Source organism: Pseudanabaena sp. PCC 9330 (genome assembly GCF_055795045.1).
The window spans coordinates 13,844-38,585 of sequence record NZ_JAYFES010000062.1 but is presented as its reverse complement, the minus strand read 5'-3'; the positions used below and the strand labels follow the sequence as shown (position 1 = coordinate 38,585).

28 protein-coding genes and 2 tRNA genes are annotated in these 24,742 nt (G+C 56.1%); 25 read left to right on the top strand and 5 right to left on the bottom strand.

Features of this window, described 5'->3' with window-relative positions:
- Positions 1–97 precede the first annotated feature (97 nt).
- From AC0QKW_RS03430 to AC0QKW_RS03405, 6 genes are all read left to right on the top strand, one after another.
- The gene (locus tag AC0QKW_RS03430; RefSeq protein WP_193966493.1) at positions 98–406 is read left to right on the top strand and encodes a carbon dioxide-concentrating mechanism protein CcmK; all 309 of its coding nucleotides are present in this window, start codon (positions 98–100) and stop codon (positions 404–406) included.
- 150 nt (positions 407–556) lie between these two features.
- On the top strand, positions 557–895 hold the full coding sequence (locus AC0QKW_RS03425) for a carbon dioxide-concentrating mechanism protein CcmK (protein WP_017296879.1): 339 nt from the start codon (positions 557–559) through the stop codon (positions 893–895).
- Positions 896–901: 6 nt separating this feature from the next.
- Positions 902–1,204 (top strand): EutN/CcmL family microcompartment protein, encoded by a 303-nt coding sequence (locus AC0QKW_RS03420; protein WP_473149648.1) that lies wholly within the window; start codon positions 902–904, stop codon positions 1,202–1,204.
- A gap of 109 nt (positions 1,205–1,313) precedes the next feature.
- Positions 1,314–3,284: a ribulose bisphosphate carboxylase small subunit gene (locus AC0QKW_RS03415; protein ID WP_473149647.1), complete on the top strand. Its 1,971-nt coding sequence runs from the start codon at positions 1,314–1,316 to the stop codon at positions 3,282–3,284.
- Positions 3,285–3,303: 19 nt separating this feature from the next.
- On the top strand, positions 3,304–3,990 hold the full coding sequence (locus tag AC0QKW_RS03410) for an LbetaH domain-containing protein (RefSeq protein ID WP_473149646.1): 687 nt from the start codon (positions 3,304–3,306) through the stop codon (positions 3,988–3,990).
- A 36-nt stretch (positions 3,991–4,026) separates the two neighbouring features.
- Positions 4,027–4,893, top strand: a complete 867-nt coding sequence (locus AC0QKW_RS03405; protein ID WP_473149645.1) for a BMC domain-containing protein — start codon at positions 4,027–4,029, stop codon at positions 4,891–4,893.
- On the opposite strand, the gene AC0QKW_RS03400 is transcribed toward AC0QKW_RS03405, so the two are convergent.
- Entirely contained in the window at positions 4,890–5,123 is a 234-nt protein-coding gene (locus tag AC0QKW_RS03400) for a YggT family protein (RefSeq protein ID WP_473149786.1), read from the bottom strand. The two genes, AC0QKW_RS03405 and AC0QKW_RS03400, sit on opposite strands and share 4 nt — an antisense overlap.
- Before the next feature lie 267 nt (positions 5,124–5,390).
- Here AC0QKW_RS03400 and psbX point away from each other — a divergent pair, with 267 nt between their 5' ends.
- From psbX to AC0QKW_RS03380, 4 genes are all read left to right on the top strand, one after another.
- Positions 5,391–5,513 carry a photosystem II reaction center protein PsbX gene (gene psbX / locus AC0QKW_RS03395; RefSeq protein ID WP_473149644.1) on the top strand — a complete coding sequence of 41 codons (123 nt, stop codon included), beginning with the start codon at positions 5,391–5,393 and terminating at the stop codon, positions 5,511–5,513.
- A gap of 174 nt (positions 5,514–5,687) precedes the next feature.
- Positions 5,688–6,452 carry a Ycf66 family protein gene (locus AC0QKW_RS03390; protein ID WP_473149643.1) on the top strand — a complete coding sequence of 255 codons (765 nt, stop codon included), beginning with the start codon at positions 5,688–5,690 and terminating at the stop codon, positions 6,450–6,452.
- A 224-nt stretch (positions 6,453–6,676) separates the two neighbouring features.
- On the top strand, positions 6,677–6,943 hold the full coding sequence (locus AC0QKW_RS03385; protein ID WP_473149785.1) for a hypothetical protein: 267 nt from the start codon (positions 6,677–6,679) through the stop codon (positions 6,941–6,943).
- A 283-nt stretch (positions 6,944–7,226) separates the two neighbouring features.
- Complete coding sequence (locus AC0QKW_RS03380) at positions 7,227–8,171, top strand: nucleoside monophosphate kinase (protein WP_473149642.1); 945 nt, start codon at positions 7,227–7,229, stop codon at positions 8,169–8,171.
- A gap of 191 nt (positions 8,172–8,362) precedes the next feature.
- Here AC0QKW_RS03380 and accC read toward each other — a convergent pair whose 3' ends face one another.
- Complete coding sequence (accC, locus tag AC0QKW_RS03375; RefSeq protein ID WP_473149641.1) at positions 8,363–9,712, bottom strand: acetyl-CoA carboxylase biotin carboxylase subunit; 1,350 nt, start codon at positions 9,710–9,712, stop codon at positions 8,363–8,365.
- A 251-nt stretch (positions 9,713–9,963) separates the two neighbouring features.
- On the opposite strand from accC, the gene AC0QKW_RS03370 reads away from it, so the two are divergent.
- The 5 genes from AC0QKW_RS03370 (at position 9,964) to AC0QKW_RS03350 (ending at position 14,563) form a co-directional block, all read left to right on the top strand.
- Positions 9,964–10,045 (top strand) — tRNA-Leu (locus AC0QKW_RS03370).
- Between the two features lie 183 nt (positions 10,046–10,228).
- Positions 10,229–11,716 (top strand): FAD-linked oxidase C-terminal domain-containing protein, encoded by a 1,488-nt coding sequence (locus tag AC0QKW_RS03365; protein WP_473149640.1) that lies wholly within the window; start codon positions 10,229–10,231, stop codon positions 11,714–11,716.
- A 122-nt stretch (positions 11,717–11,838) separates the two neighbouring features.
- Positions 11,839–13,209: a ParA family protein gene (locus AC0QKW_RS03360; RefSeq protein ID WP_473149639.1), complete on the top strand. Its 1,371-nt coding sequence runs from the start codon at positions 11,839–11,841 to the stop codon at positions 13,207–13,209.
- Positions 13,206–13,886: a Rho termination factor N-terminal domain-containing protein gene (locus AC0QKW_RS03355; RefSeq protein ID WP_473149638.1), complete on the top strand. Its 681-nt coding sequence runs from the start codon at positions 13,206–13,208 to the stop codon at positions 13,884–13,886. The genes AC0QKW_RS03360 and AC0QKW_RS03355 overlap by 4 nt, the downstream gene beginning before the upstream one ends.
- A gap of 32 nt (positions 13,887–13,918) precedes the next feature.
- The gene (locus tag AC0QKW_RS03350) at positions 13,919–14,563 is read left to right on the top strand and encodes a methylated-DNA--[protein]-cysteine S-methyltransferase (protein WP_473149637.1); all 645 of its coding nucleotides are present in this window, start codon (positions 13,919–13,921) and stop codon (positions 14,561–14,563) included.
- Here the strand turns inward: AC0QKW_RS03350 and AC0QKW_RS03345 are convergent.
- Positions 14,519–15,256, bottom strand: a complete 738-nt coding sequence (locus AC0QKW_RS03345) for a DUF554 domain-containing protein (protein WP_473149636.1) — start codon at positions 15,254–15,256, stop codon at positions 14,519–14,521. The genes AC0QKW_RS03350 and AC0QKW_RS03345 overlap by 45 nt on opposite strands.
- Before the next feature lie 166 nt (positions 15,257–15,422).
- Between AC0QKW_RS03345 and AC0QKW_RS03340 the strand changes: the two genes are divergently transcribed.
- The 7 genes from AC0QKW_RS03340 to AC0QKW_RS03310 all read left to right on the top strand — a co-directional run bounded on the left by AC0QKW_RS03340 (position 15,423) and on the right by AC0QKW_RS03310 (position 20,382).
- Positions 15,423–16,388 carry an Npun_F2552 family protein gene (locus AC0QKW_RS03340; RefSeq protein ID WP_473149635.1) on the top strand — a complete coding sequence of 322 codons (966 nt, stop codon included), beginning with the start codon at positions 15,423–15,425 and terminating at the stop codon, positions 16,386–16,388.
- Positions 16,389–16,746: 358 nt separating this feature from the next.
- On the top strand, positions 16,747–18,357 hold the full coding sequence (locus AC0QKW_RS03335) for an ATP-binding protein (protein WP_473149634.1): 1,611 nt from the start codon (positions 16,747–16,749) through the stop codon (positions 18,355–18,357).
- A gap of 1 nt (position 18,358) precedes the next feature.
- On the top strand, positions 18,359–18,904 hold the full coding sequence (locus tag AC0QKW_RS03330) for a hypothetical protein (protein ID WP_473149633.1): 546 nt from the start codon (positions 18,359–18,361) through the stop codon (positions 18,902–18,904).
- A 190-nt stretch (positions 18,905–19,094) separates the two neighbouring features.
- The gene (locus tag AC0QKW_RS03325) at positions 19,095–19,361 is read left to right on the top strand and encodes a hypothetical protein (RefSeq protein WP_473149632.1); all 267 of its coding nucleotides are present in this window, start codon (positions 19,095–19,097) and stop codon (positions 19,359–19,361) included.
- Positions 19,358–19,564 carry a DUF2283 domain-containing protein gene (locus AC0QKW_RS03320; RefSeq protein WP_473149631.1) on the top strand — a complete coding sequence of 69 codons (207 nt, stop codon included), beginning with the start codon at positions 19,358–19,360 and terminating at the stop codon, positions 19,562–19,564. The genes AC0QKW_RS03325 and AC0QKW_RS03320 overlap by 4 nt, the downstream gene beginning before the upstream one ends.
- 66 nt (positions 19,565–19,630) lie before the next feature.
- A complete protein-coding gene (vapB, locus tag AC0QKW_RS03315; RefSeq protein ID WP_473149630.1) occupies positions 19,631–19,861 on the top strand; it encodes a type II toxin-antitoxin system VapB family antitoxin in 231 nt (76 codons plus the stop codon).
- Positions 19,862–20,022: 161 nt separating this feature from the next.
- Positions 20,023–20,382 carry a hypothetical protein gene (locus AC0QKW_RS03310; RefSeq protein ID WP_473149629.1) on the top strand — a complete coding sequence of 120 codons (360 nt, stop codon included), beginning with the start codon at positions 20,023–20,025 and terminating at the stop codon, positions 20,380–20,382.
- Between the two features lie 68 nt (positions 20,383–20,450).
- On the opposite strand, the gene AC0QKW_RS03305 is transcribed toward AC0QKW_RS03310, so the two are convergent.
- Positions 20,451–21,023 carry a GNAT family N-acetyltransferase gene (locus AC0QKW_RS03305; protein ID WP_473149628.1) on the bottom strand — a complete coding sequence of 191 codons (573 nt, stop codon included), beginning with the start codon at positions 21,021–21,023 and terminating at the stop codon, positions 20,451–20,453.
- Between the two features lie 215 nt (positions 21,024–21,238).
- Here AC0QKW_RS03305 and purH point away from each other — a divergent pair, with 215 nt between their 5' ends.
- Positions 21,239–22,786 (top strand): bifunctional phosphoribosylaminoimidazolecarboxamide formyltransferase/IMP cyclohydrolase, encoded by a 1,548-nt coding sequence (gene purH, locus AC0QKW_RS03300; RefSeq protein WP_473149627.1) that lies wholly within the window; start codon positions 21,239–21,241, stop codon positions 22,784–22,786.
- Between the two features lie 208 nt (positions 22,787–22,994).
- Here the strand turns inward: purH and AC0QKW_RS03295 are convergent.
- Positions 22,995–23,104 (bottom strand) — tRNA-Ser (locus AC0QKW_RS03295).
- A 180-nt stretch (positions 23,105–23,284) separates the two neighbouring features.
- On the opposite strand from AC0QKW_RS03295, the gene AC0QKW_RS03290 reads away from it, so the two are divergent.
- Together AC0QKW_RS03290 and AC0QKW_RS03285 are read left to right on the top strand one after the other, a co-directional pair.
- Positions 23,285–23,863, top strand: a complete 579-nt coding sequence (locus AC0QKW_RS03290; protein ID WP_473149626.1) for a hypothetical protein — start codon at positions 23,285–23,287, stop codon at positions 23,861–23,863.
- Positions 23,830–24,729, top strand: coding sequence for an AAA family ATPase (locus AC0QKW_RS03285; protein WP_473149625.1), 900 nt, complete (start codon positions 23,830–23,832; stop codon positions 24,727–24,729). The genes AC0QKW_RS03290 and AC0QKW_RS03285 overlap by 34 nt, the downstream gene beginning before the upstream one ends.
- Positions 24,730–24,742 lie beyond the last annotated feature (13 nt).

The window sequence follows — 24,742 nt, the reverse complement described above, 5'->3', positions numbered from 1 at the left end:
GGCGAGTTTTTGGCGCTTGTGTTTTAGCGCTTGTGAAAGTGTTAGAGAACGCCGGATAAGCCTCAAGTCGCCTAAAATTTATCAAGGAGATTCGACTATGCCGATTGCTGTTGGAATGATTGAGACCCTGGGTTTTCCGGCCGTGGTAGAAGCGGCTGACGCGATGGTGAAAGCTGCACGGGTTACCTTGGTAGGCTACGAAAAAATTGGCAGTGGCCGTGTCACCGTAATTGTGCGGGGCGATGTGTCTGAGGTGCAGGCCTCGGTTGCGGCTGGCGTTGAAAATGTCAAGCGGGTTAACGGTGGCGAAGTGCTGTCGACTCACATCATTGCCCGTCCTCACGAGAACCTTGAGTTTGTGTTGCCCATTCGCTACACCGAAGCAGTAGAGCAGTTTCGTACCTAGGGCTTAGGCTTTAAGTCTGAGAAGGCTATTTTTGTGAGCCTGTTTATTTTGGGTTTTAGGGGCTGTCCAGGCTTTGGCAATAGGCTAGGGCAAGCCCGCAGCGGTCTCGTTTTGAACTCTCGTAATTTTTGAAGAAAGGCATATAACAGTATGGCAATTGCAGTTGGCATGGTTGAGACCCTGGGCTTTCCCGCTGTGGTAGAAGCGGCTGACGCCATGGTCAAGGCCGCCCGGGTTACTCTGGTAGGCTACGAAAAAATTGGCAGTGGTCGCGTCACCGTAATTATTCGGGGCGATGTGTCTGAGGTGCAAGCCTCGGTTGCCGCTGGTATTGAGAACGTCAAGCGGGTTAATGGTGGGCAGGTGCTGTCTACCCACATCATTGCTCGTCCCCACGAAAACCTTGAGTTTGTGCTGCCCATTCGCTATACCGAAGCGGTAGAGCAGTTCCGTGAGAGCGTCAGCGGTATTCGCCCCTACGGCAGATAGGTCGCTATGCTCTTGGCCAAGGTTCGCGGCACCGTGGTGAGTACCTGCAAAGAGCCCACCCTAAGCGGCGTTAAGTTTTTGCTGGTGCAGTTAATTAGCGAAGCTGGCGATCTGCTACCTGACTATACGGTAGCGGCCGATGTAGTCGGTGCTGGCCCTGGGGAGTGGGTGCTCATCACTCAGGGGAGTGGAGCTCGTCAGCACCACGGCTACGAAAATCGTCCAGTAGATGCAGCGGTGATTGCGATCGTTGATACCGTCAGTCTTGACGATGGCAACCTCTACAACAAGCGGGACGATTTTGGCTAGGTTCACTGTGGCTTCAGCCACAGTGAACCTAGTGTTGAGCTCATTCTCAACTCCATTGGGCTGGGTGGTCTAGGTCACCGGCTAGAGATAGTTTTGGAGGATTTAGGCAATGGCGATCCGCACATCAGCGGTATCTCCGTCCCAGGTAGCGGTATCAGAGCAGGGCTATTCCAGCGGTCAGCAGCCAGCGGGAGTGCATCCCCTGGCTCAGGTGCAGGGCCAGGTGGCGATGGCAGCAGGAGTGACCCTGGCAGCAGGAGTGACTGTCTGTGCTGATGCTGGGGCTTCGGTGCACCTGGGAGCAGACAGCAGTCTCCAAGAAGGGGCCGCAGTCTATGGCCGTGGGCAGGGGCGGGTTCTGGGAGACAACCGCTCTCCCTACGCTGTTTGGGTGGGCGATCGCGCCTTGATCACTTACAAGGTGCTGGTGCAGGGGCCGGTCTACATCGGTGCTGACTGCTACGTGGGCTTTCGCTCTACCATCTTTAACGCTCGACTGGGGGCTGGCTGTGTCGTCATGATGCATGCCCTTGTACAAGATGTGGAGATCCCGTCGGGTAAGCTAGTGCCCTCTGGCTCGGTCATTACCCAGCAGCACCAAGCCGACGCCCTACCCGATGTCGGCCCTACTGATATTGCTTTGATTAGAGAACTTTCTGGCACCCCTGGCCCGGCTATCCCAGTGAGGCCAGTTTGGTCACCCCCTTCCGATGGCGCAACCTACAGCGCAGCACACCCAACCGAACGCGATGGATTAGGCACTATGACTTCTCAACTGCTACCCCCCGATGTGGTTCAGCGAGCCCGCCAATATTTGGCCCAGGGTTTGACCATTGGTACCGAGCACGCCGATGTACGCCGCTATCGCAGCGGGGTTTGGCAGACCTGCAGCCCCATTCAGTCGCACCGAGAGTCAGAGGTGCTGGCAGCTCTAGAGCGCTGTCTAGCCGAGCACTCTGGAGAATATGTGCGCATGTTTGGCGTTGACCCCCGAGTCAAGCAGCGGGTAGCCCCAATCACCATTCAGCGAGCTGACGGCAAGCCCGTAGCCGCCAGCGGCGGCAGCGCCCCTACTAGCAATGGTGCCTACCGCCCTGCCACAGCTTCGGTCAACGGTTCCTTAGCACCTGAAGTCGTGCAACAGGTGCGTCAGTACTTAAGCCAGGGATACCGCATTGGCACCGAGCACGCCGACAGCCGTCGCTACAGCAGCAATGTGTGGCAAACCTGTAGCCCCATTGAGTCCTCTCGGGAGGGGGACGTCTTTTCTGCCCTAGAGCGCTGTCTAGCCGAGCACTCTGGAGAATATGTGCGCCTGTTTGGCATCGACCCTCGGGCCAAGTGTCGGGTCGCTCCGATTACTATTCAACGCCCCGGTGGCAACCCTCCGGCTGCTCCATCTAGATCTGGCGGCGGGTCGAGTTCATCCTACGCAGCAACGGGGTCTAGTGGTGGTGCGCCCCAGGCTTCTGGGGAAATAGCTCAGCAGGTGCGCCAGTGGCTCAGCCAGGGCTACCACATTGGCACTGAGCACGCCGACAGCCGCCGCTACAGTAGCAATGTGTGGCAGACCTGTAGGCCCATCACCGGCACCCATGAGGGGGATGTGATGGCTGCCATCAATGGCTGTATGGCCGAGCACCCCAACGATTACGTGCGGATTTTTGGCATTGATCCTAAGGCCAAGCGGCGCATCGCTGCTATTACCATCCAGCGACCTGGCGACAAAAGTTCTGCTGCGCCATCGCCATCTTATCCATCAACGCAGTCTTATTCCGCCCCTAGCAGCCATGCCAGCAATGGGTCGGCTCCTGTAGGTGGTCTGCCCCCAGAGGTGGTGCAGCAGGTGCAGCAGCTCTTTAACCAGGGCTGTCGGCTCAGCCTAGAGAGCGCCGATGTACGCCGCTATCGGAGCGGGGCATGGCAGACCGTGGGTATCCTGGAGGGCAATCGAGCTTCTGATATTCTCACAGCCCTAGATGCTCAGCTTCGCCACCATTCTGGCCAGTACTTGCGTCTGATTGGCACTGACCCGAAGGTGAAAAAGCGGGTCTACGAGGCGACGATTCAGCGTCCTTAACCTATCCCGAGCGCGAACTTTGACCGTGGCTGTACCGGCTCAGGCGATCGCCCAGTTCACCAACGTTCATATCCAGGGAGATGTGGATATAGCGCCTGGGGTGGCGATCGCCCCTGGGGTCATTTTGGGCGCTGAGCCTGGCTGTCGCTTAATTGTTGCGGCGGGTGTTTGTTTAGGGGCTGATGTAGTGGTACAGGCTCGTAACGGCGATCTATCGATCGGTGTAGGGGCTAGTTTAGGCAGTGGCGTACTAGTGGTAGGCCATGGCATCATTGGTCAACATACCTGCATCGCGGCTAACAGCACTGTGATCAACCCCAGGGTAGGGGCTACTCAGGTTGTACGATCTGGGTCTTTGGTGGGCGATCCGAGCCAGCCTGCTTCAGGCAATGGGCTCCAGAGCTCAGCAGGCCGACAGCCTGATCCGTTGGTCACCAGCGCCAGTGGTCAGGTTGCCAACGGGCCGGTGGATGTCGCCGCTGGCACCAGCCGTTTTAAGCAACCTAGCCCGATTCAGGCTGGCCCGATGCAAAACGGCGCTCAGAACGACGGCGTTCAGAACGGCAGTGCTCAAGACAGCCCCAGCCAAAACGGCTCGCAGGTTTACGGCAAAACCCAGGTAAGTCGCCTGCTAGAAACCCTATTTCCCCAGCGACAGTCTATCAATAGCGCTACCATTGGCGCGACACCAGAGAACAGGCCGTAGAATGGAGAGATGGATACCCCTGTGCAGAGGCACTCTATGCAACCCGACGGCCAGATCGCCTCGCCCATCGACCTCAAGCCTGCTCAAAAACGCCTAACTCTGGCTACTCCAGCTCCCCAGCCTGCTGAGGCCGAGCGGCGCGACAGATATCGCGGGACTGCTCTGGGCATGGTGTCGGCGACGGGTTTTCCGGTGGTGGTGCGGGCGGCTGATGCTATGCTCAAGGCCGCCGATGTGCTGCTGGTGGGCTATGAGAAAACCGGCGGCGGACATTGCACGGCGATCGTGCGCGGTGGCATTGCCAATGTGCGTATGGCCGTTGCTGCCGGGGTCGAAGCCGTAGAAGAGAATGGCCAGCAGTCTTCATCTAGTCTAATTCCACGCCCGTTGCCCAACTTAGAAGCGGTGCTGCCCATCTGCGTCCGCTGGGAGCAACTGCGCCGAGAGGGGGGCAATAAGCTGGGCAGTCAGGCCATCGGCCTGCTAGAGACCCGTGGTTTTCCGGCCATGGTGGGGGCCGCCGATGCCATGACAAAATCAGCAGATGTGGAGCTGATGTCCCACGAGGCTATCGGTGAAGGGCTCTGCACAATTTTGATCCGAGGGTCGTTGCCCAACGTGGCGATCGCCATCGAAGCTGGCATCCATGAGGCCGAGCGCATTGGTGAACTGCACGCCGTCATGGTCATTCCTCGCCCGCTAGATGATTTGATCGAATCGCTGCCCACCATGGCAGAAGAGCAAGAACAGGCTCAACCCCTACGCATTCCCCTCAATCTCGAAACGAAGCAGGAAGAAGCTGCAGCTGAGCCCGTGCCTCTAGAGGCTGCCGCCGCCGAGGCAGAGCCAATGACCCTAGAGCTAACCCTAGACAATCGAGAGCTATCAGACGAGGAACTTTAGCCCATCATGCGCAGTAGCCCCTGCTGACCCACTAAAACTTCGCGCAACAGTGTGACAATGCCCACCCAGATAACAGGAGCGATGTCTACGCCGCCGATGGGAGGGGCCAGCTTGCGCATAGGTACCAGCAGCGGCTCTGTGGGCCAAGCCACTAGGGACAGAGGTAGCTTGGAGAGGTCGGCCTGGGGGTACCAGGTGAGCACAATGCGAAAAATGAATAGCAAGGTCATTAGCCCCAGCGACAGGCTAACGCCTAGATTTAGTATTTGGGTGGTAGCCACAGGTCAAGCTCCGAAAACTCTGCTTTCCAATTCTAAGGCTTTACTGGCGGGCTGCTGCCCATCTCGACGGTGCGGGAAAGCCCGCTGGATGGCTTTTGTTGTCTGACGCTCAGGCTAAAGAGAGAGGTCAGATGGGTTGACCGCTATAGGTTGGCCAATAATGATCAATAATAGTCATTAACAATTGGCCTCAATCGCTAATCAGGATCAAACGATATGACACCGTCTTTAACCAACTTCTTGCTAAGCCTTCTCGCTGGTGCCGTGATCATTATTGTTCCGGCCACCATTTTTCTGGTGTTTGTAAGCCAGCGCGACAAGATTCAGCGCAGCCGCTAGGAGAAATAAGTCCTCTGGCCTGGGTCAGAGACAGCTCAAGGGCTTAATGGTTGGGCACTATTTGGTTGGCTCGACTGTTGAGCCCTTTTTACAGCTATAGTCTTTGGAACTCTCTAAGTCCGTTAGAATTAGCGTATTCGGTTGGCAGAGGCGATCGCCTAAGAGGAATTTGCCGTGAATTTTGGTACCCCCGTCCCCCTGCTGCTGGGCATCTTTATGGTGATCTGCGGCGTGGCGCTGTTCTTTTTAGATCGGCTCAAGCCCGGCTACGAGCGCGATGTCGATAAAGTCTATGCCATTCTGTTTTTGCTGTCTGGGTTGTTTCTGCTCGCCAACCTGAACCTTGACGTGCTCTCTTCATTTCAGCAGATGCTGATGGTCGGCATGTTGGTGTCGCTGATGATTCAAAATATCAATTCCAGGGAGCCCCTAGCTAAAGCTAACTTTCAAGTCGATGGCGAATTTGATGGCGGTGGCTATCGCCCCCCGGCTCGAGGTGGTCGCCCCCGAGCCTACCCTCCTGATAACCGCCCTAGCCTACGGGCAGAGTTAGACCGGCGTGACTATGGCCCAACTGACCCCTACAGTCGTCCGCGACCGATGCTGGAGGGTAGAGGTGAGCCAAGCCGACCCCCTTATAACGCTGATGTCTATGGCGACGGTCGCCCTATGCGGCGCGACGACAGCCCTAGAGATCGGCCCCTAGATCGACCGGCAGATCGCCCTCTAGATCGACCCACAGGCGATCGCCCCCTAGATCGTCCCATGGGCGATCGCCCACAAGATGGCCCCTACGGTCCCGATGGCTACGGCACCCCGAGACCTGGCGATGATCGCCTGCGCCGTCGTCGCCCGCCCAAGAGCCGGGGAGAGTACAACGATCGCTATCGCAGCGATCCGGGCATGCCGCCCTATCGCCCCGATCGCGACCAGCTCTAGAGTGTTGTAGATCAATGCTCTCGCAAAGTTTTACGGCACAGGTTCAACGATCTGAGCTGGCTACTTTAACGGCAAGCTGCTTACAGGAATGGTAATCTGCTTCAAACAGTGGCCCAGAGCACTCAGCTTTGGGCTTTTTCATTTACCCGATTTTGGTGACTGCCTTGTCGCAACCCGTCTTGTCACAGCTATCGATCGCGGTTGATGCGGCTGCTGTTGCCGGTATGGCCCTGTGGGCGATCGCCCTCTACTGGGGGTTTTCTCCCCTGGCCGAGCGAGTGCTTGCAACCCTTGAAAGCCGCTGGGGAGAAGGGTCTCTGCGGGCCTCGCTGCTGGGTATGGTACCGTTTTTGGCGGTGGGGGCTTTAACCTACTGGGCTCTGGCTCTATCTCTGGGCGATAGCTGGGCTGTCAGCCTTGGAGTGATCGCAGCGATCGGCTGTGGTGTCTATGAGCTGGGCCGCCGCGATGGCCAGGCGTCGGGAGAATAGGTTTAATACCGCATCTGACTTGAATACACCCGCTTTGTAGGGGCGTAACATGCTACGCCCCTAAGGGGTCCCTGATTGTGAATCGGGGTTTACCAAATCGGATTTCGTATAAAACTTTCGGCCTTTTAAGCCTGTCTTCTAATCTTGACTGTTGAGCCCGGTTTCTGGGCATCCGCCGCTCCAAAATCTAATTGGTAACAGTTAATGCCCTTTGTTCTGAGGAGCTGGGAGAGATCGGATAGGATTTTGATCAGATCTAGCCAGTATGGGGCACCGCAGTGCAATGGAAACGAAGCAACTTATCCTGTTGGGGCCGCCGGGGGTTGAGGTAAAAGCCCAAGCGGCGGGGTTAGCTGAGCGCTGGCAAGTTCCCTATGTTGCCCTGGGCGATCTGTTGGATGCAGCTATAGACCAAGGGTCTGTCATTGGGGTTGAGGCTCGCCCTTACTTCGAAGCGAGGGAATTGGTGCCCGATGACTTGGTGATCAAGCTGCTGCGAAAGCGGTTAGAACAGCCAGATGCCATGCTGAAGGGGTGGGTCTTAGCCGGTTTTCCACGCACGCTGGCCCAGGCTCAGGCTTTTGATCAATGGTGGGCAGCGGTAGGGCAGCCGGTGGCGACGGTGGTCTATCTCAAGGCGATGACTGGGCTTTTGATCAATCGACTCTCGACCCAGCAAAATTCGTCAGCACCGATCGCCAGCATTCGTGAGTGGTTGGCGCGGCACGAAGCAGAGGTAGCGCCGCTGCTGGAGTATTATCGGCAGCGAGAGACGGAGGGTGACGCTAAGGGGCGATCGCACCTCATTACCGTCAATGCCAGCCTGCCATTCGCCGAAGTCGCTCGGGAGTTGGCCCAGCTGGGTCAAGACAACAGCAGTTCAGCGCCCTTGATTGACGACGAAGCAGGGCTCAATGCCCTCCTGGCCCGTGAACCGCACCTGGTAGTAGACTGCATGGCCTCCTGGTGTGGATCGTGTAAACGAGTGGCACCGCTGATAGACCGCCTGGCCGAGGCCTACAGCAATACTGGAGAGAATAGCTCTACCAACGCGGTGGCTGTTGTGAAAATAGACTTTGACGCCAATCGAGGCATTACCAAGCGATTTGGCCTCAAGGGCATACCGGCAGTTATGTTCTTTAAGCAGGGCGAGTTGGTCGAGACTCTTACCGGTGTCAAGGCCTACACAGACTATGATGCGGCGATGATGCGGCTGCTAAGCCTATAGCCACCAATGAACAAGCTATGTAAGGCGAAGCAGGCCCATTCCTCCTTGGGAGGGGTAGGGGTGGTTGAGTCTTTGCCAGCACAGCAACTTGCCATATCTAGAGACGTTTATTTTGACCGTAGGTTTAACCCACCCCGCCCTTTGGGCACCCCTCCTTCGGAGGGGGAGAGGTTAGCCCGAACTCAGGTTACTCACTTCACGGCCATCATTTCGGCGACAAAGTTGGTGTAGACATCGCCACTGAGAAAGTTCGCGTTTTCTAGCACCTTTTGATGAAAGCCAATGGTTGTGGGCAACCCGGTAATGGCGCACTCCCGCAGGGCGCGGCGCATGCGGCGGATGGCGGTGGGGCGGTCTGGCCCCCAGACAATCAGCTTGCCCACCAGGGAATCGTAGTAGGGCGGAATTTCGTAGTCGGTGTAGACGTGGGAATCCATCCGCACGCCCATGCCGCCGGGGGCCAGGTAGCCGCTGATGCGACCGGGGTTGGGGCGAAAGTTGTGGTCGGGGTCTTCGGCGTTGATGCGGCACTCGATCGCATGGCCACGAATTTGAATATCTGACTGGGTGAAGGGCAGCTTTTCGCCCTGGGCAATGGTGAGCTGGGCGGCAATCAGGTCAATGCCGGTGATCATTTCGGTGACCGGGTGCTCGACCTGAATGCGGGTATTCATCTCCATGAAGTAGAAGTTGCCCTGGCTATCGACCAGAAACTCAACGGTGCCCGCCCCCACGTAGTTGATCGATTTAGCGGCCAGCACCGCTGCTGCTCCCATTTTCTCTCGCTGCTCGGCGGTGAGGCGGGGGCTAGGGGCTTCTTCGAGCAGCTTTTGGTGTCGCCGCTGAATCGAGCAGTCGCGCTCGCCCAGATGCACCACGTTGCCGTAGCTGTCGGCCAAGATCTGAAACTCGATGTGGCGGGGGCGATCGATAAATTTTTCCATGTACACGCCGGAGTTGCCGAAGGCGGCCTGGGCCTCGCCCTGGGCGGCCATAAAGGCTTTGATCAGCTCAGACTCGTTGTTGACCAGGCGCATACCGCGCCCCCCGCCGCCAGCGGTGGCCTTGATCATCACCGGATAGCCGATTTCGCTGGCGGTGGCGTAGGCTTCGGCTTCGTCAGTGAGCAGGCCGCCGCTGCCGGGCACCGTGGGCACCCCGACCTCTTGCATGGTGGCTTTGGCGGTCGATTTGTCGCCCATTCTGCGAATGGAGTCGGGAGAGGGGCCGACAAAGGTGATCTGGTGGTCGGCGCAGATTTCGGCAAAGCGGGCGTTTTCGGCCAAAAAGCCGTAGCCGGGGTGAATGGCGCTGGCGTTGCGGGTGAGCGCAGCGGCAATGATATTGGGAATGTTGAGATAGCTCTTTTGGCTGGGGGCTTCGCCAATGCACACCGCTTCGTCGGCTAGCTGCACATGCAGGGCGTGGCGATCGACGGTGGAGTGAACCGCAACGGTGGCTATGCCCATTTCTTCACAGGTGCGGAGGATGCGCAGCGCAATTTCTCCCCGGTTGGCAATCAAAATCTTAGAAAAGCGCATGTACGTAGGGCAAATAGCAACAGACCATTGGGGTTTGCAGCTCAGCCAAGCAACCCTAGCCCACTGCCGCAACCGACCATAACCAGCATCATACGACGGTTGCTGATCCTATCACGGGGGTGGGGCGATAAAATTGCTGGGCTTAGCTCTGCTAAGGGGCCCATTATGGTTTACTCTTATATATCTGAGCTTGTGCTTGGGCGATCGCATTCCTCGATATTGCCTACTTGAGTACAGTTCAGGAAACACCTGCGGATGTGGTGGAATCGGTAGACACGCACGCTTGAGGGGCGTGTGGCTTACGCTGTGCGAGTTCGAGTCTCGCCATCCGCATTAAATTGTTGAACTGGTTAGCCAGGTGCTCTTTGTCCTTGAAGGTTGGAGCATCATCACATCAGAGTGCAGGCCTTTGCACCCTGATGTGATGATACGGACAAGCTGCGCCACAGCCAGCGAATGGCTGAGGTGAGCGGCATTTCGCGTTAGGATCGGAGACAGTCTTAGCGGTGTAGAGCGATGACCGTAGCAGCCCGCCCCCCACAGCAGGGCGTTGTCCCCCATTGGGCAACGATAATTGATGCGTTTATTGCAGCCTTGGGGAGCGATCGCGTCATTCGCCGCAAAGAAGAGCTGCTGGTCTATGAGTGCGACGGGCTGACCAGCTATCGCCAGCGACCCGCTGTAGTGGTGCTGCCCAAAACCACCGAGCAGGTGGCAGCGGCGGTAAAAGTTTGCAACCAATTCCATGTGCCCTTTGTGGCCCGGGGGGCGGGCACGGGCCTCTCGGGCGGGGCGCTGCCCATCGCCGACTCGGTGCTGATCGTCACCGCCACCATGAACCAGATTCTTGGGGTGGATTTAGAGAACCAGCAGGTGGTGGTGCAGCCAGGGGTGATCAACAACTGGGTCACCCAGGCGGTGAGTGGGGCCGGGTTTTATTACGCCCCCGACCCCTCTAGCCAGTCGGTGTGCTCTGTGGGCGGCAACGTGGCGGAAAATTCTGGCGGTGTCCACTGCCTCAAGTACGGCGTTACCACCAACCACGTGCTGGGCCTCAAGGTGGTGCTGCCCAGCGGCGACATTGTCGATATCGGCGGCGAGGTGCCAGAGATGCCGGGCTATGACCTCTGCGGCCTGTTCGTCGGCTCCGAGGGCACCCTGGGCATCGCCACCGAGATTACCCTGCGGATTCTCAAAGCGCCCCAGTCGATCCAGGTGCTGCTGGCCGACTTTACCTCGGTAGAAGCGGCGGGAGAGGCGGTGTCGGCCATTACCCAGGCGGGCATCATCCCCGCTGGCATGGAGATGATGGACAACTTTAGCCTCAACGCGGTGGAGGATGTGGTCGCCACGAACTGCTACCCCCGCGACGCGGCGGCGATTTTGCTGATCGAGATCGACGGGCTACCGGCAGAGGTGGCGGCAACGGGCGATCGCATTGCCGATCTCTGCCGCCAGTGCGGTGCCCGCACGATCACCGTGGCCACCGACCCAGAGGAGCGTCTGCGCCTGTGGAAGGGCCGCAAGGCCGCTTTTGCCGCCATGGGCAAGCTCAGCCCCGACTACTACGTGCAAGACGGAGTCATTCCCCGGACGCAGTTGCCCTACGTGCTCAAAGAGATTGAGGCGCTGGGCAACCAGCATGGCTACCGGGTAGCGAACGTTTTCCACGCGGGGGACGGCAACCTGCACCCGCTGATTCTTTACAACAATGCCATCCCTGGTGAGCTAGAACAGGTAGAGGAACTGGGCGGTGACATTCTCAAGCTGTGCGTGCGGGTGGGGGGCAGCATCTCGGGCGAGCACGGCATTGGGGCCGACAAGCGCTGCTACATGCCCGACATGTTTTCTGAGACAGATCTAGCAACCATGGGCTGGGTGCGTGATGCCTTTGACCGCGATCGCCTGGCGAACCCAACGAAGCTATTGCCCACTCCCCGCACCTGCGGCGAAGCCGCCCGCAGCGTTGCGTCAGCGGCATTTCCTGAGGTAGAGCGTTACTGAAATCAGGCAAATTACAGATTAGGAAGAGGCCACGTTGATGAAGTCCGCATAAATGCCTGTGGTAATTTCCTGACGTCGTGAACATTCTTCTGTAACAAGAAGAAACACGAGTGCCTATCGCTATGAAATCAGAGGAAGCTCTACGAAAATTAGAGGAAGCTTTGCAGAATCTTCCTCCAGATGCTGCTGAAGTTGTAGTTGAAGGCGGCTTTTCGAGGATTTTTCTCAACTCGTTGGGATTTAGCGACTTGGAGATGGTTCCTGGCTTTAGGGTGGGCAACTTAGCGGTTGATCACGCTACGCGCAAGAATATCGATGAAGACATTTTCCTCCATACACGTCAAAATCCCTACCTTTACATGGAGGTTAAGGGAAGGACTTGGAATTTAGGAGATGAAAACTGCGCCAGTTATCGAAAAGCTCTGATACAGCTTAAAAGATATCTTCTTCATCCATCTTCAAAAACTGTAAGGTGGGGGATTTTGATGAATTCTCTTCATGCTCAACTGTTTCGCAAGCATGGAAAGGTCATTCACCCAGTAACGCCCTGCATTGCCATGGATCAGGACATTAAAGGTATCGTTAAAAAGTTTAGGCAGCACATTGAGTCACCCAAAAAAGCTTTGACTGTAGTTGTCTACAACAACAAGGGAGGTGTTGGCAAAACGACTACGGCACTAAACTTAGCTGCGGCTTTAACCCTGCGCAAGCAGCGAGTGCTAGTGATTGATTTTGATCCCAATCAAAGTGATTTAGGAGATGCCTTAAACCTCAAACCACTCAAGGGCAAGGTTCTTGACGCGCTGAAGAACCAAGAAGCCGACATTCGAGATATCATCACTCCCTATCAATTCGAGCATCCAAGGCTGAAAGAACCTTGGAGATTTGATGTTATCCTGGCTGACGAGAAAATGGTTAGCGAGATAGATGAAAGAGATATCAGGAAATATCTCAAAATTCACGATCTTCACAAGGCATTAGAATCAGTCCGAGAAGATTATGACTACATATTTATTGATGCTCCTCCGAATTGGAGAATCTTTGCACAGAAGGCAGTTTATGCATCTGACGTTGTCCTGATTCCAGCCCGTCATGACAACCTGCACTCTTTGCAAAACGCAGGTTCAGCAATCACTCAATTTATTCCTGAAATTCAAAGGCATAGGCAGCAGACTGGCGATTTTGGCCCGATTGCGCTGCCTATTTTTATGAATAATGCGCTCAAAGAAACTGATCACCAAATCGTTTTAATGCATAAAGCCATTAAGGAAATTGCTGAGCATGCCAAGAGGAGTTCTGAGGGCTTTAACCTTCTGCCTTATTTTTATCCTAAGGCAAAAACGTATCGAGATCTTCATGCTAGCAAGATGATTAGCATTCCTCACATGGCTTATATATCCCGAGCAGATTTCATGCATATGCCTGCCGCCTTTGCATTCAAAACTGCTCGGGAGCAATATTTCAAACTTGTATGGGAGTACTTTCTACCATGAGCCTTTCTGATGTTGGCAACCTGATGTGTTTGCCCTTTGATGAAATCGAGCCGGGGCTGCCCACAGAAGCCCACGAATATCTGATTCAGTCCGCTGCCAGTCAATTGGGTTCAGTGGGGCGCAACTGGGTACCGCTGATTGTGCAAGAAATTGGTCCTGATCAGTACCGAGTGATTGGCAACAGCTTTATCTACGCTGTTGCTGCCGAGGCAGGACTCGACGAAGTGTGGTGCATCATCGCTGATGACGCGCCCGAAACTATTGGAATTACCCAAGCTCTGACCCAGGAAACCCAGCCCAAAACCAACCTCTCCACCGCCAGCAGAGAAGAAATTTCGGCGGCGATCGACTATCTGTTGGCCCAGCCCAATACCCCTCTCAAAGGTGTCAGTCACGCTTCCCTGGTTGCCCGCCTGGACGAAGCTCCCCGCCAGTACTGGAAAACTCTGCAACCCGTCACCAAGCTGGGTTGTCGTATCACCGCTGGCAAAAAACTGAAAGCCCTGGAGCAGATTTTCTACCTCACTCCAGAACCGATGCCTGAGGTGATTAGCGATCGCGCCCTGCTAGAATCTCTCACAACCGCCCAACTCAAAGCCATGGCCAAGAAACGTGACATTGAGGGCTTGTCGAAACTCAAGAAGGCTGATTTAGTAAACCTGTTAGCAGCGGCCTAGAACCAGTAAATCTAATTCATGGTGGCCAGTTCATGGTGGATGCAACAACTAAGGTGGCGGCATCTCGCCCAGATGCTTTGAGAAACCTGGCGATCGCCCTCGACACCCTACCCCCCGATAAAACCAGGGCAGGCGGTGCCAATCTACAAATTCGCTACGGCATCTATGCTGCTCCCTGGGGCGGTTGCCTGGTGGCTGTGACCGATCGCGGCCTCTGCAACCTGCATCTGTTGGGCTCTGTTCAGACGGATGCGGTGGCTCAGTGGCTTAGGCCCGAATGGCCAGCGGCTGACCTAGTGCAAGATCAGGCGGGCACCCAGAAGATATACGATCGCATCTTCACCCCCGCCGCCGATCCCATTGTCTTGGCGGTTAAGGGAACGCCGTTTCAGCTGAAGGTTTGGCGGACGCTGGTGCAGATTCCCTTTGGCGATCGCATCACCTATCAAGCCTTGGCGGCGGCGATCGGTCAGCCCTCTGCATCTCGGGCCGTGGGCAACGCCGTAGGCAAAAACCCGGTGGCCTATCTGATTCCCTGTCATCGGGTGGTGCGGGCCTCGGGCGAGCTGGGCGGCTACCGCTGGGGGATGGCGCTGAAGGCGGCGCTGTTGGCCGGGGAGTCTGAGTCGCGGTCAGAGGCGCTGGGCGATCGCGATCGCCAGCGGGCACAGCAGTAGCGCAGGCAAAAACGACGCCACCCGCACCTGAGCAATCTCGAGCAAATTTAGGCCAATGCCCAAAATCATCAGCCCCCCCGTACCGGTAATCAGCAACACCTGGGGGCTGGTGACCGGGTCAGGAATGATCGCCCCGGATATACTGGCCAGCAGCGACAGGCTACCCTGCACCACAAACAGACTCAGAGCCGAAAAGCCCACGCCCACGCCATAGGTGCCGGTGAGGGCGATCGCCGCCAGCCCGTCCATGGTTGCCTTTAGCGTCAGCAGGGCGTTGTCGCCGGTCAAGCCGTTGTTGAGGCTGCCTACGATCGCCATGGGGCCAATGCAAAACAGCAGACTGGCCGCCACAAACCCCTCGGTAAAGCGCCCGCCGCCTCGCACCCGCGCCTTCAGCCAGTCGCCCAGCACCGAGAGCCGCTTTTCGATCTGCCACCATTCGCCCAGTAGCCCCCCAGCCACCATCACCAGCAGAGCGAGAATGATGCCGTCGATGGGGCCAGCGTCGATGGCCGACAGGCCGCTGGCCATCGAGACGCCAATCACCAGGGTCATCAGCCCCACCGCCTGGGTGATAATCTGCTGCATCGACTTGGGCAGGCGGCTGCGCAGGGCCAGACCCAGGGAGGTACCCAGTACGACTGTGGCCACGTTGATCCAGGTGCCGCTGGTTTTGGCCCACAGGCTGAGCATAAAGAGTCCTCTGCGAATTGTGCGAATGGCAAGGCTTTGATGGGAGAGCGGGCTGAAGGTTGCCTGGCTGCGAAGGTTAGAGGCTGAAAGCTCTACGGTCTAAAATTGTCGCTGTTGGGGTTCCGCGTTATTCTCCAGACAGATCTATATGTCTTTGGAGCGTGTCATGGCGATTCCTGTCAGCCTCATTCGTGCCAACTCTTACCATAGGGCCGAACTGGCGCGATCGCTCACCCAGGTGCTAGAACCGCTGGGCGGCATGGCCGCGTTTGTCAAACCGGGCGATCGCGTCTTGCTCAAGCCCAACCTGCTGACTGGTGCCCGCCCCACCAAAGAATGCACCACCCGGCCCGAACTGGTCTACGCCGTGGCCCAGCAGGTCAAAGCCGTCGGAGGAAAACCCTTTTTGGGCGATAGCCCCGCCTTTGGCAGCGCCCACGGAGTCGCCAAGGCCAACGGCCTGCTGCCCCTGGCCCAAGAACTCGACCTGCCCATCGTCGAACTCCACGGCCACCGCTACCCCACCGACAACCCCGAGTTTGACCACCTGCGGATCTCTAAAGAAGCGATGGAGGCCGATGTGGTGATCAACCTGCCCAAGGTAAAGTCTCACGTGCAGCTCACCCTCACCCTGGGGGTGAAGAACCTGTTTGGCTGCGTGCCCGGCAAAATGAAAGCCTGGTGGCACATGGAGGCCGGGAAGGACGTGCAGCGCTTTGGCACCATGCTGGTGGAAACGGCTCGCCTGATTGACCCAGAGCTGACGATCGTAGATGGCATTGTCGGTCATGAGGGCAACGGCCCCAGCGGCGGCGAGCCCAGGATCTTGGGCGTGCTGGGTGCGTCTGCTAACGTGTTTGCGATCGATCGCGCCATGGTGGCCGTCTTGGGGGCAGACCCTCTCACGGTGCCCACTGTGGCCCAGTCGATGCGGCTAGGGGTGTGCCCCGATTGGGAAGATATTGTCTTTCCGTTGTCATTGCCTGACGAACTGCGGCTGACCGACTGGCAGCTACCCGCCCAGCTGGTGCCCATCGACTTTGGCATGCCCAGGGTAATGAAGTCGACCTTCAAGCATCTGTATATTCGCTTTATCAAAGAGCCGATGACCGCCTACTCCAGCAAGCTGTGAAGGCAGTGTTGACCCAAGGGGCGACGGGGTTAATGCTGGGGCATCTGCTATTGGAGATTGACTGAGCTGACCATGGCCTGGCCTGGCGGTTGAAGAGTTTGGCTTGGAATTGGATGTGCCGTGGCGGTAGGGCGATCGCAGCGGCTTGATCAGCTATGTCACCCCGATGACACAGCAATGCAGCAGGGTGACATAGCTGATCTACCCGGTGACATGGCAATGCAGGGCGATGACAGGCTAAAACAACGCTACGACATGACGATGCAGCGAATGGATCTAGCATTGCCGTTATGGATTTAGCGAAATCGCCCGCTGCAATGGCATTACCATAGGGGCTAGCCCTGTTTTGGCCACGGCCATGCCCAGCGACTTCGAGATTCTGCGCAGCATCTACAACGCCTTCGACCCCTTCGAGCCGCTGCAACCGGGCGACCCGGTGTATGTCAATTGCAGCGCTGTGCGGGGCGACGAAAATATTTTGGTGGATGTGGGGCGGCAGATTACCTACAGCGATCGCATCACTCATCAGCTCTACACGGGGCACCGGGGCGCAGGCAAATCGACCGAGCTGCTGCGGCTCAAGGATGCCCTAGAGAAAGACGGCTACCGCGTCGTCTACTTTGCCGCCGAAGAGGCCGACATCGACCCCGAAGACGCGCAATATACCGACATTCTGCTGGCCTGCACCCGCAATCTGTTGAAAGACCTACACGGAAATCAGGACTCTATTCAGCAATGGTTAAAATCTTGCAGATATGGACTGAAGGAAGTTGTAGAAGGTGCACTTTCCTTCGGCAACTTTGATGCCGAAATATCCTTTAGCAAACTAACAATGACGCTGAAGGCAAGCCCTACAGCTCGCACCCAGATTCGCAAGATTTTGGAGACGCATATCCCATCGTTGCTTGAGGCGCTGAATACGTTTATTACGGAGGCAATGGCCCAAACGCCCCAGCACACCACCCACAAGCTGGTGCTAATTGTCGATAGCCTCGATCGCATTTCGCCCATTCTGCGAGAAAACGAACCTAGCAACCATGAGCAGATTTTTGTGGGCCGCAGTGAACAGCTCAAGATGCTGAATTGCCACATCATCTACACGGTGCCCATTTCGCTGGTGTATTCGGACCGTGCCCCCGATCTGCGCGACATTTACGATGCCGAAATTCAGGTGCTGCCAATGGCGATGGTTCACGACCAGGCGGGCCAAGTGTGTGAAGACGGGCTAAACACCATGCGCGAGCTGGTACGCCAGCGGGTGTTCCATGCCCCAGGGGTAAATGCTCACGTTCAACTGGTAGGCGACATCTTTGATGAGGTCGAAACCCTCGACCACCTCTGCCTCATGAGCGGCGGACACATACGCAACCTGATGCTGATGGCCCAGGAAGCGATTAAGCAGACTACGGCGCTACCTATTGGCAAAAAGGCAGTGCGGTTGGCGATTACCCAAGCTCGTAACACCTACCGCAATGCGGTGTATGACAACCAGTGGGGGCTGCTGGCCAAGGTGTGGCAGACCAAAGAAATTCTAAACGACGAAGCCCATCGAGACTTGCTGTTTAACCGCTGCATTTTGGAGTATCGCTACCTCAATAGCGAGGGCGAAATTGTCTGCTGGCGCGATGTTCACCCGCTGCTGCGCGGCGTGAAAGAGTTTCAAGCTGCGTCAGACAATTTAAAGGACTCACAACCCGAGGAAATAGAGAAGCCTATATATCGACTTGCTCTCCCCAAAAGGGCCAGTAAAGAAGATCAAAAACTTTATTATGAACGGCTAGAACTTTTGCAAAAGACTAACCCTCAATGGAAATTTATCAAGGATAGACCACAAGAAGAGGAGGCGGATTCTGTTTTAATCATCCATAAGGATAAAAACTATAACGCTCAGCATGGAGCTTACATCATCAGTAGATCGTTAACTGAAATGATCAGTCAAATTATTGATATTTCTGAGCCAGGAGTATGACATGAAAAACGATACTAACCCCGAAGGTAAGGGGGATGAATTCAAATTTGAATCAATTAAGGCCGGGGAAGAATCTATAAATGTTTCAGCAGTGGAGGTGTTTCCACTCACCACAACTCATCAAAAGTATCAATTAACTAGTCGAGAAGTTGATGCTTTAGTTAAGAGTAACCCAGAAGTTATCTTGCAGTTGATAGGAGAAAACCAGAGACAGCAAAAACAGAGTGAAGAGCAGCAGTTTGAGCTTGAAAAGATTCGCCTGAAAAATGAGCATGAAGTTAAGCTCAAAAGGGAAGAAAATAAGTTTAATGCTGAGCAGCAAAATAAAAATATTATACGGCTAGGAATTGCGGCATTTTGCGGTATCTTCGCTGGGGCTCTTGTCTATGCAGCTCGGGTGGATGATAAAAACTTGCCCAATACTATTATCACCGCTGCAATTAGCTTGTTAGCGGGAGGAAGTACAAGCGTTATTGCATTCTCCAGGAAAGGAGGAGGCGAAGAACAAAGTGAAAAGGGTCAGGAAAACATAGCAAATGAACGGTAGTGGTGAAACTCTTTGTTGAATTAATAAGCTTCGCTTATCTTGAAATTCAATCCTTATATACATATTTAGCTAATCAATTGGTTCTAAATGTTGCATTAATCGTAGCAATAAAGTGTGATTGTTAAGTGTCGACAGACAATAAGTAGAGTCTCTAAAAAAACTAGCGCAACGAAAGCTTGCCTGCAAAGTAATGACACTCAAGACTACGGCCTACTTTGATAACTTTTCTTCGCAGAAACATTCAGAGGTTTATCGGGAATGGATAAGTGATGTGCTGGCAAGCCCTGTCAAGGTAGAAAGACAGCCTAACAACCGTGTATCTTATTGGGGCAATATTCCAGAAGCTGAAAATCGTGTTCTTAGAGTCATTACTCTAGAAGATGGTGAAACTGTCCACAATGCTTTTTTTGATCGCAACTTCTACAAACGCCAGCAGCGAGGTCAAGAACCCCAATGAAAATCCAATATTTCTCAGAAACAGATACCCTCGCCATTGAGCTAACTACAAGACCCGTCGCCACTACCGATGCCATCACAGACGATCTCATTCTCGACTATGATAACGAAGGCAAACTCGTTGCCATCACCCTAGACAATTACTCTCAAAATGTAGAAACCGTTGACCTCCAAGCCTTAGGGGTTCCGCTCCTAGCTGCGTAAGGCAGTGCATAGACACACTGTGTAATGTACTGAACAATATGTAGATGAGCAACACGAGAGTAAGCCATGACAATCGATGCAGAGATTACTCAAACCTTAGACCAAATGCCCGCTCGCCTTAAGCAAGAGCTTTTGCACTATGCCAAGTACCTGATGGCTAACTACTCGGCAAACGAACCTCCACAAGCGCAAAAATTAAAGAAGTGCCGCTCAGGCATTTTGCAAGGTATCTTCGTTTTGCCCCTTGCAGATGATTTTGATGAGCCTCTAGAAGACTTCCAAGAATACCTGTCGTGACAGCCTACCTGCTAGACATTCATACATTTTTCATTGAACTTATTTAACAAATTTCATTGGGTAACCACATTTTGGTGCGATCGCATTCCGTAGCGGGCATCTTAGCCTTACGGTGAGGTCATCAGCCTGCCGTGCATCTAACCCATCATCAGGAGTGCATCATGCCCAGTACCGACACCTCCCGCCGCCTGCGGCCCGCCATTCTCGACAAAGATCTCGACGCCTTGTACGGTCTGGGCACCATTCTCACCTACAGCACCGTGCGCGCTGAGGCCACCCCCGACGCATTGCAGCTGGCCCACGCCAAAATGCGCGCCATGCAGCAGACCGAAACCGAAAAGCTCGCCATGGCCAAAGCCGCCACCGACGCCGCCCGTCTCGCCGAGTGGGAGTTTCACAACGCCGTGCTGGCCATGAAAGAATGCGTGCGTGGTCAGTTTGGCTCCGACAGCAACGAAGCCCAGGCGATCGGCTACAAGAAAAAGTCTGAGCGCAAACGCCCCAAGCGCCAGGCCGCGTAACCATAAGCTTCCTCCTAATGCTTGACGCTCCAGATATCGCTGGGGCGTTTTTTTATGCATCCTTTGGCTTACGGCTCCGGCATTTGCCAGTTGGGGTTAACCAAGCTAGTCATCACATGGTCTTGCCACTGGCCGTTGATATAGAGATAGTCGCGGGCAATGCCTTCGATCTGAAAGCCCAGACGCTTGAGCACGTTGGCGCTGCGGTGGTTGTGGGGCATGTAGTTGGCCATTAGCCGGTGCAGGTTGAGATTGGCAAAGGCGTAGTCAATCAGCCGCTGGCCTGCTTCGGTCATGTAGCCATTGCCCTGGTGCTGCGCCGAGAGCCCATAGCCCAGGGTGGCCCCGTGCAGCGCTCCCCGCACAATGGTGTTGAGGTTGATGGTGCCAATCAACGGGTTGGGCTCAGCCTGCAAGAATATCAGCAGCTTGACTGCATAGCCAGTGTGAAAGTCAGTGGCCCGAGCCGCCAAAACGTTCTTCCAAAAGTCGCGGGTGTAGAAGCTGTCGGGGCGCTGCGGCTCGAAGGGGGCTAGATAGGCGCGGTTGACCTGGTAGTAGTGCAAAATCGCTGGAATGTCGTCGGCAGTGCCCAGGCGCAGAATGAGGCGCTGGGTCTTGAGTTCGGGTCGTCTAGTCACGATCGCCGCCCATAAGAGTGACTCACCGAAGTTTGAGCTGAGCAATGGATGTCATTCTCCGGTGAGGGGAGCATTGTCATGGTGCCACAGGTGGCGGCGTAGATGAGCAGGTCGATGGGGCCAAGACGCGAGATCGGCAGGCTTGACCGATGGTGGCTAGATGCAGCGGGCTTTTCGGTATAGTAGGGGTCTGCAAAATCAAGGACTAGAGAGCTATGGCGCGCCTGGCACTGTTGAGCGTATCCGATAAAACGGGGTTGGTAGAACTGGCCAAAACTTTAGTGGAAGAGTTTGGCTTTGATCTGATCAGCAGTGGCGGTACGGCGAAGGCGATCGCAGCGGCAGGCCTCCCCGTCACCAAAGTTTCTGACTACACCGGCTCGCCTGAAATTCTCGGCGGGCGGGTCAAAACGCTGCACCCCAAGATCCACGGCGGCATTTTGGCGCGGCAAGATTTGGCAGAAGACCAGAAGGATTTGGCCGACAACGGCATTCGCCCGCTCGATTTGGTGGTGGTCAACCTCTACCCCTTTGAGCAAACCATCGCCAAAGCAGATGTGACCATGGCCGATGCGATCGAGAATATCGACATCGGTGGGCCAGCCATGCTGCGGGCGGCAGCGAAGAACCACGCCCACCTGACGGTGCTGTGTAGCGCCGAGCAGTACGAGCCTTACTTAGAAGCGCTGCGGGCTAGCGATGGCCAAGTGCCCTTAGAATTTCGCCAAGAATGCGCCCGCGCGGCGTTTTGGCATACGGCCAGCTACGACCAGGCGATCGCCACCTACCTCACCGCTTCCACTAGCGAACCCGACGCGCTACCCCAGCAGTGGGCCATGACCGGTCGCCAGCAGGCCACCCTGCGCTACGGCGAGAACCCTCACCAGACGGCGGCCTGGTATCGCACGGGTTCCATTCCCACTGGCTGGGCCGGGGCCGAGCAGCTCCAGGGCAAAGAGCTCAGCTACAACAATTTGGTGGATCTCGAAGCGGCGCGGCGGATTATTGCCGAGTTCCCCAGCGATCGCCCCGCCGCCGCCGTGCTCAAGCACACCAACCCCTGCGGTGTGGGGATGGGTGATACGCTGGCCAGCGCCTACCGCCGCGCCTACGACGCCGACGATGTCTCGGCCTTTGGCGGCATTGTGGTGCTGAATCGCCCCATCGACGCCGACACCGCCCAGCAGCTCACCGGCACGTTTTTAGAGTGCATTGTTGCTCCAGGGTGCGACGATGCCGCCCGCGAAATCCTCGCTAAAAAGCAAAACCTGCGGGTGCTGGTGCTGGAGGATCTGCTGACTGGGCCGCAGCAGGTGGTGAATGCGATCGCAGGCGGCTTCTTGCTGCAAGCCCCCGATACCTACCGCGACGACCCCGCCACCTGGCAAATTGTGACCGAGGCTCAGCCCACCGAGGCCGACCTAGCCGAAATGCTGTTTGCCTGGCGAGTGGTCAAGCATGTGAAATCGAATGCGATCGTCGTCACTCACCAGCAGCAAACCCTGGGCATCGGCGCGGGGCAGATGAATCGGGTCGGCTCGGTCAGCATTGCCCTAGCTCAGGCGGGCGAAAAGGCCCAGGGCGCTGTCCTCGCCAGCGACGGCTTTTTCCCCTTTGATGACTCGGTGCGCACTGCTGCCGCCGCGGGTATTCGTGCTCTGGTACAGCCCGGCGGCAGCCGCCGCGATGCCGACTCGATCAAAGCGGCCAATGAGCTGGGCCTAATCATGGCGATGACCGGCGTGCGCCACTTTTTGCACTAAGGGATGCCCCAGAAAATAAGGTGCCAGTTGCCATCTTTTTTCTGGGCGCATGGCTGCGCCTTAGCGCTATGCACCTTCAAGGAATCGACAAGAGATCGATGCTGCTGGCACTTGATTGAGACACGCATCGCTAATCATGGGCGATCTGCTCAACCGGCAGGGGCTAACGGGGAAGCGCAAACGCCTTAGAAACGCTAGTTTTCGTCAACGGGGCTGGCGGGATTCGAACCCACGACCTGCCGCTTAGGAGGCGGCTATTCCAGCAGCCTAAAACCTTTTCAGGTAAGGGGTTTGCTAGTCCAGGTGAATCCACTTCCCTAAATCTTCCCTAAACCATAAGAGTCTCAGTTCGATTCCTAGGCACTTTACCCTGAGTCCAATACTTAGAGTTTGGATATAGCTTCAACCAGTCTTCACCAGAATTCGGGTGATGTGCCTGAACCGTTGAATTCTCTGGAGTCTCCATAATATGGGCACTCCCTAAAAAATTTTTATCCCATGACGGCCCAGAATTCGGCTCCGACTGACCCCCTACACCAGAATTCGGCTCAGGCCATTGTCGAGCACCAGATGCGCCCCGATGACCTGATGGCAGAATTGAACATCAAGAAAGATGCCTACTACAGCTACCTGAAGCGCCTTGACATCAAGGCTCAGAAGGACGAAAAGGGAAAAGCCTACCTAGAACCAGAGCAGGCCGACCGGATCCGCGCTCTGCGATCGCATGTGGTAGCCACTGGCAAAATCGACGGGTTTGAGGAAACAGCGCTGGCAACCTCAGAGGAATCGAGCCTGGGCGATACTCTCCCGTGGGCTGGCCCCACACCAGAAGCAGATACTCCAGAGCTGGAGCGATTGATCCGCCAGGCCCAGGAGCTAGCCGCTCACAACATGGCCATCGGAGATCTGGTCGTGGCGCAGCTTGCCCAGCAGATGACCTATGACGACTTGGCCCCTGACCTTCAGGGAAAAGTGACGGAGGTGCGAGAGGCGACCCGCCCAAAAGCGAACCCCGCCGCGATCGCCAGCCAGATCCTAGGCCAGTGGCGCAACCAGCGGGGAGCAGCAGCAGCGTAAGGACTCTCACCAAACCTCTGACTACCCGCGATGGCAGCGCCCTGGTGGTGGAGTTTAGAGAGAACGACATTGCCCAAATGGTCAGCTCTCTAGTGAAGGGACAGTCTCTTCTGGTGCTTGGGGAATCAGGCAGCGGCAAGAGTGTTCTGGGGTTAGAGATTGCCAAACGCCTGGGCAGTGACTACCGGATAGCGATCGCCTCATACTCCGGCAGTGCCAAGCAAACCCTGATCGCCATCGCTGAAGCTTTGGGGGTGCCCACCGAAACCTGTGACGAACGGCCCAAGCCCCTAACTGCTGACCAGCTGCGGGTCGAAATCCGCGACGACATGAACTGCGGTAGGCGGTTACTGATTGCCGACGATGCCCACCGTTGGCCCGCTAGCCTGCGCTACTGGATGGAAGAACTGCTGAGAGGAAAAGGCCTGCTGCTGCTAATGGCGGATCGGCCCCCGGCGAGGGATGTGTTTCTGAAGCTGCCCCGGATGGAGTTGGATCCACTGACTTCCGACCAGATCCGCACCATCATGTATGCCGAAGCCACGGCTCAGGGCATGGCCATCAACCCCGCCAAGTTTGCCGACCTTCAGCAGCGGGTGGGCGGCAACCCAGCTCTAGCCAAACGGGTGGTGCATGAAGAACTGTTGGGCATCGGGGAAGAGATGAGCACTGACCACCGGCAATACATCGACGGCACCCCTTTCCTGATTGCTAGCCTCAGCGCGATCGGCATCGTTCGGTTCATCGGCATTGGCCTGGGCGATAAGGCGCTCTACATCGTCGGTGGGGTGGCCACCCTCTTAGCCCTGACGTTGCGCACGCTGTTCTACACGATTAACCGCAAGTCAACTCGCCTAGGACGGTGATGATTTCTGACTC

Bases quoted from the DNA above. Each gene is read 5' to 3' on its own strand.
- AC0QKW_RS03430 (WP_193966493.1), top strand. From the start codon at position 98: ATGCCGATTGCTGTTGGAATGATTGAGACCCTGGGTTTTCCGGCCGTG.
- AC0QKW_RS03425 (WP_017296879.1), top strand. From the start codon at position 557: ATGGCAATTGCAGTTGGCATGGTTGAGACCCTGGGCTTTCCCGCTGTG.
- AC0QKW_RS03420 (WP_473149648.1), top strand. From the start codon at position 902: ATGCTCTTGGCCAAGGTTCGCGGCACCGTGGTGAGTACCTGCAAAGAG.
- AC0QKW_RS03415 (WP_473149647.1), top strand. From the start codon at position 1,314: ATGGCGATCCGCACATCAGCGGTATCTCCGTCCCAGGTAGCGGTATCA.
- AC0QKW_RS03405 (WP_473149645.1), top strand. From the start codon at position 4,027: ATGCAACCCGACGGCCAGATCGCCTCGCCCATCGACCTCAAGCCTGCT.
- AC0QKW_RS03400 (WP_473149786.1), bottom strand. From the start codon at position 5,123: ATGACCTTGCTATTCATTTTTCGCATTGTGCTCACCTGGTACCCCCAG.
- psbX (WP_473149644.1), top strand. From the start codon at position 5,391: ATGACACCGTCTTTAACCAACTTCTTGCTAAGCCTTCTCGCTGGTGCC.
- AC0QKW_RS03385 (WP_473149785.1), top strand. From the start codon at position 6,677: ATGGCCCTGTGGGCGATCGCCCTCTACTGGGGGTTTTCTCCCCTGGCC.
- AC0QKW_RS03380 (WP_473149642.1), top strand. From the start codon at position 7,227: ATGGAAACGAAGCAACTTATCCTGTTGGGGCCGCCGGGGGTTGAGGTA.
- accC (WP_473149641.1), bottom strand. From the start codon at position 9,712: ATGCGCTTTTCTAAGATTTTGATTGCCAACCGGGGAGAAATTGCGCTG.
- AC0QKW_RS03365 (WP_473149640.1), top strand. From the start codon at position 10,229: ATGACCGTAGCAGCCCGCCCCCCACAGCAGGGCGTTGTCCCCCATTGG.
- AC0QKW_RS03360 (WP_473149639.1), top strand. From the start codon at position 11,839: ATGAAATCAGAGGAAGCTCTACGAAAATTAGAGGAAGCTTTGCAGAAT.
- AC0QKW_RS03355 (WP_473149638.1), top strand. From the start codon at position 13,206: ATGAGCCTTTCTGATGTTGGCAACCTGATGTGTTTGCCCTTTGATGAA.
- AC0QKW_RS03350 (WP_473149637.1), top strand. From the start codon at position 13,919: ATGGTGGATGCAACAACTAAGGTGGCGGCATCTCGCCCAGATGCTTTG.
- AC0QKW_RS03345 (WP_473149636.1), bottom strand. From the start codon at position 15,256: ATGCTCAGCCTGTGGGCCAAAACCAGCGGCACCTGGATCAACGTGGCC.
- AC0QKW_RS03340 (WP_473149635.1), top strand. From the start codon at position 15,423: ATGGCGATTCCTGTCAGCCTCATTCGTGCCAACTCTTACCATAGGGCC.
- AC0QKW_RS03335 (WP_473149634.1), top strand. From the start codon at position 16,747: ATGCCCAGCGACTTCGAGATTCTGCGCAGCATCTACAACGCCTTCGAC.
- AC0QKW_RS03330 (WP_473149633.1), top strand. From the start codon at position 18,359: ATGAAAAACGATACTAACCCCGAAGGTAAGGGGGATGAATTCAAATTT.
- AC0QKW_RS03325 (WP_473149632.1), top strand. From the start codon at position 19,095: ATGACACTCAAGACTACGGCCTACTTTGATAACTTTTCTTCGCAGAAA.
- AC0QKW_RS03320 (WP_473149631.1), top strand. From the start codon at position 19,358: ATGAAAATCCAATATTTCTCAGAAACAGATACCCTCGCCATTGAGCTA.
- vapB (WP_473149630.1), top strand. From the start codon at position 19,631: ATGACAATCGATGCAGAGATTACTCAAACCTTAGACCAAATGCCCGCT.
- AC0QKW_RS03310 (WP_473149629.1), top strand. From the start codon at position 20,023: ATGCCCAGTACCGACACCTCCCGCCGCCTGCGGCCCGCCATTCTCGAC.
- purH (WP_473149627.1), top strand. From the start codon at position 21,239: ATGGCGCGCCTGGCACTGTTGAGCGTATCCGATAAAACGGGGTTGGTA.
- AC0QKW_RS03290 (WP_473149626.1), top strand. From the start codon at position 23,285: ATGACGGCCCAGAATTCGGCTCCGACTGACCCCCTACACCAGAATTCG.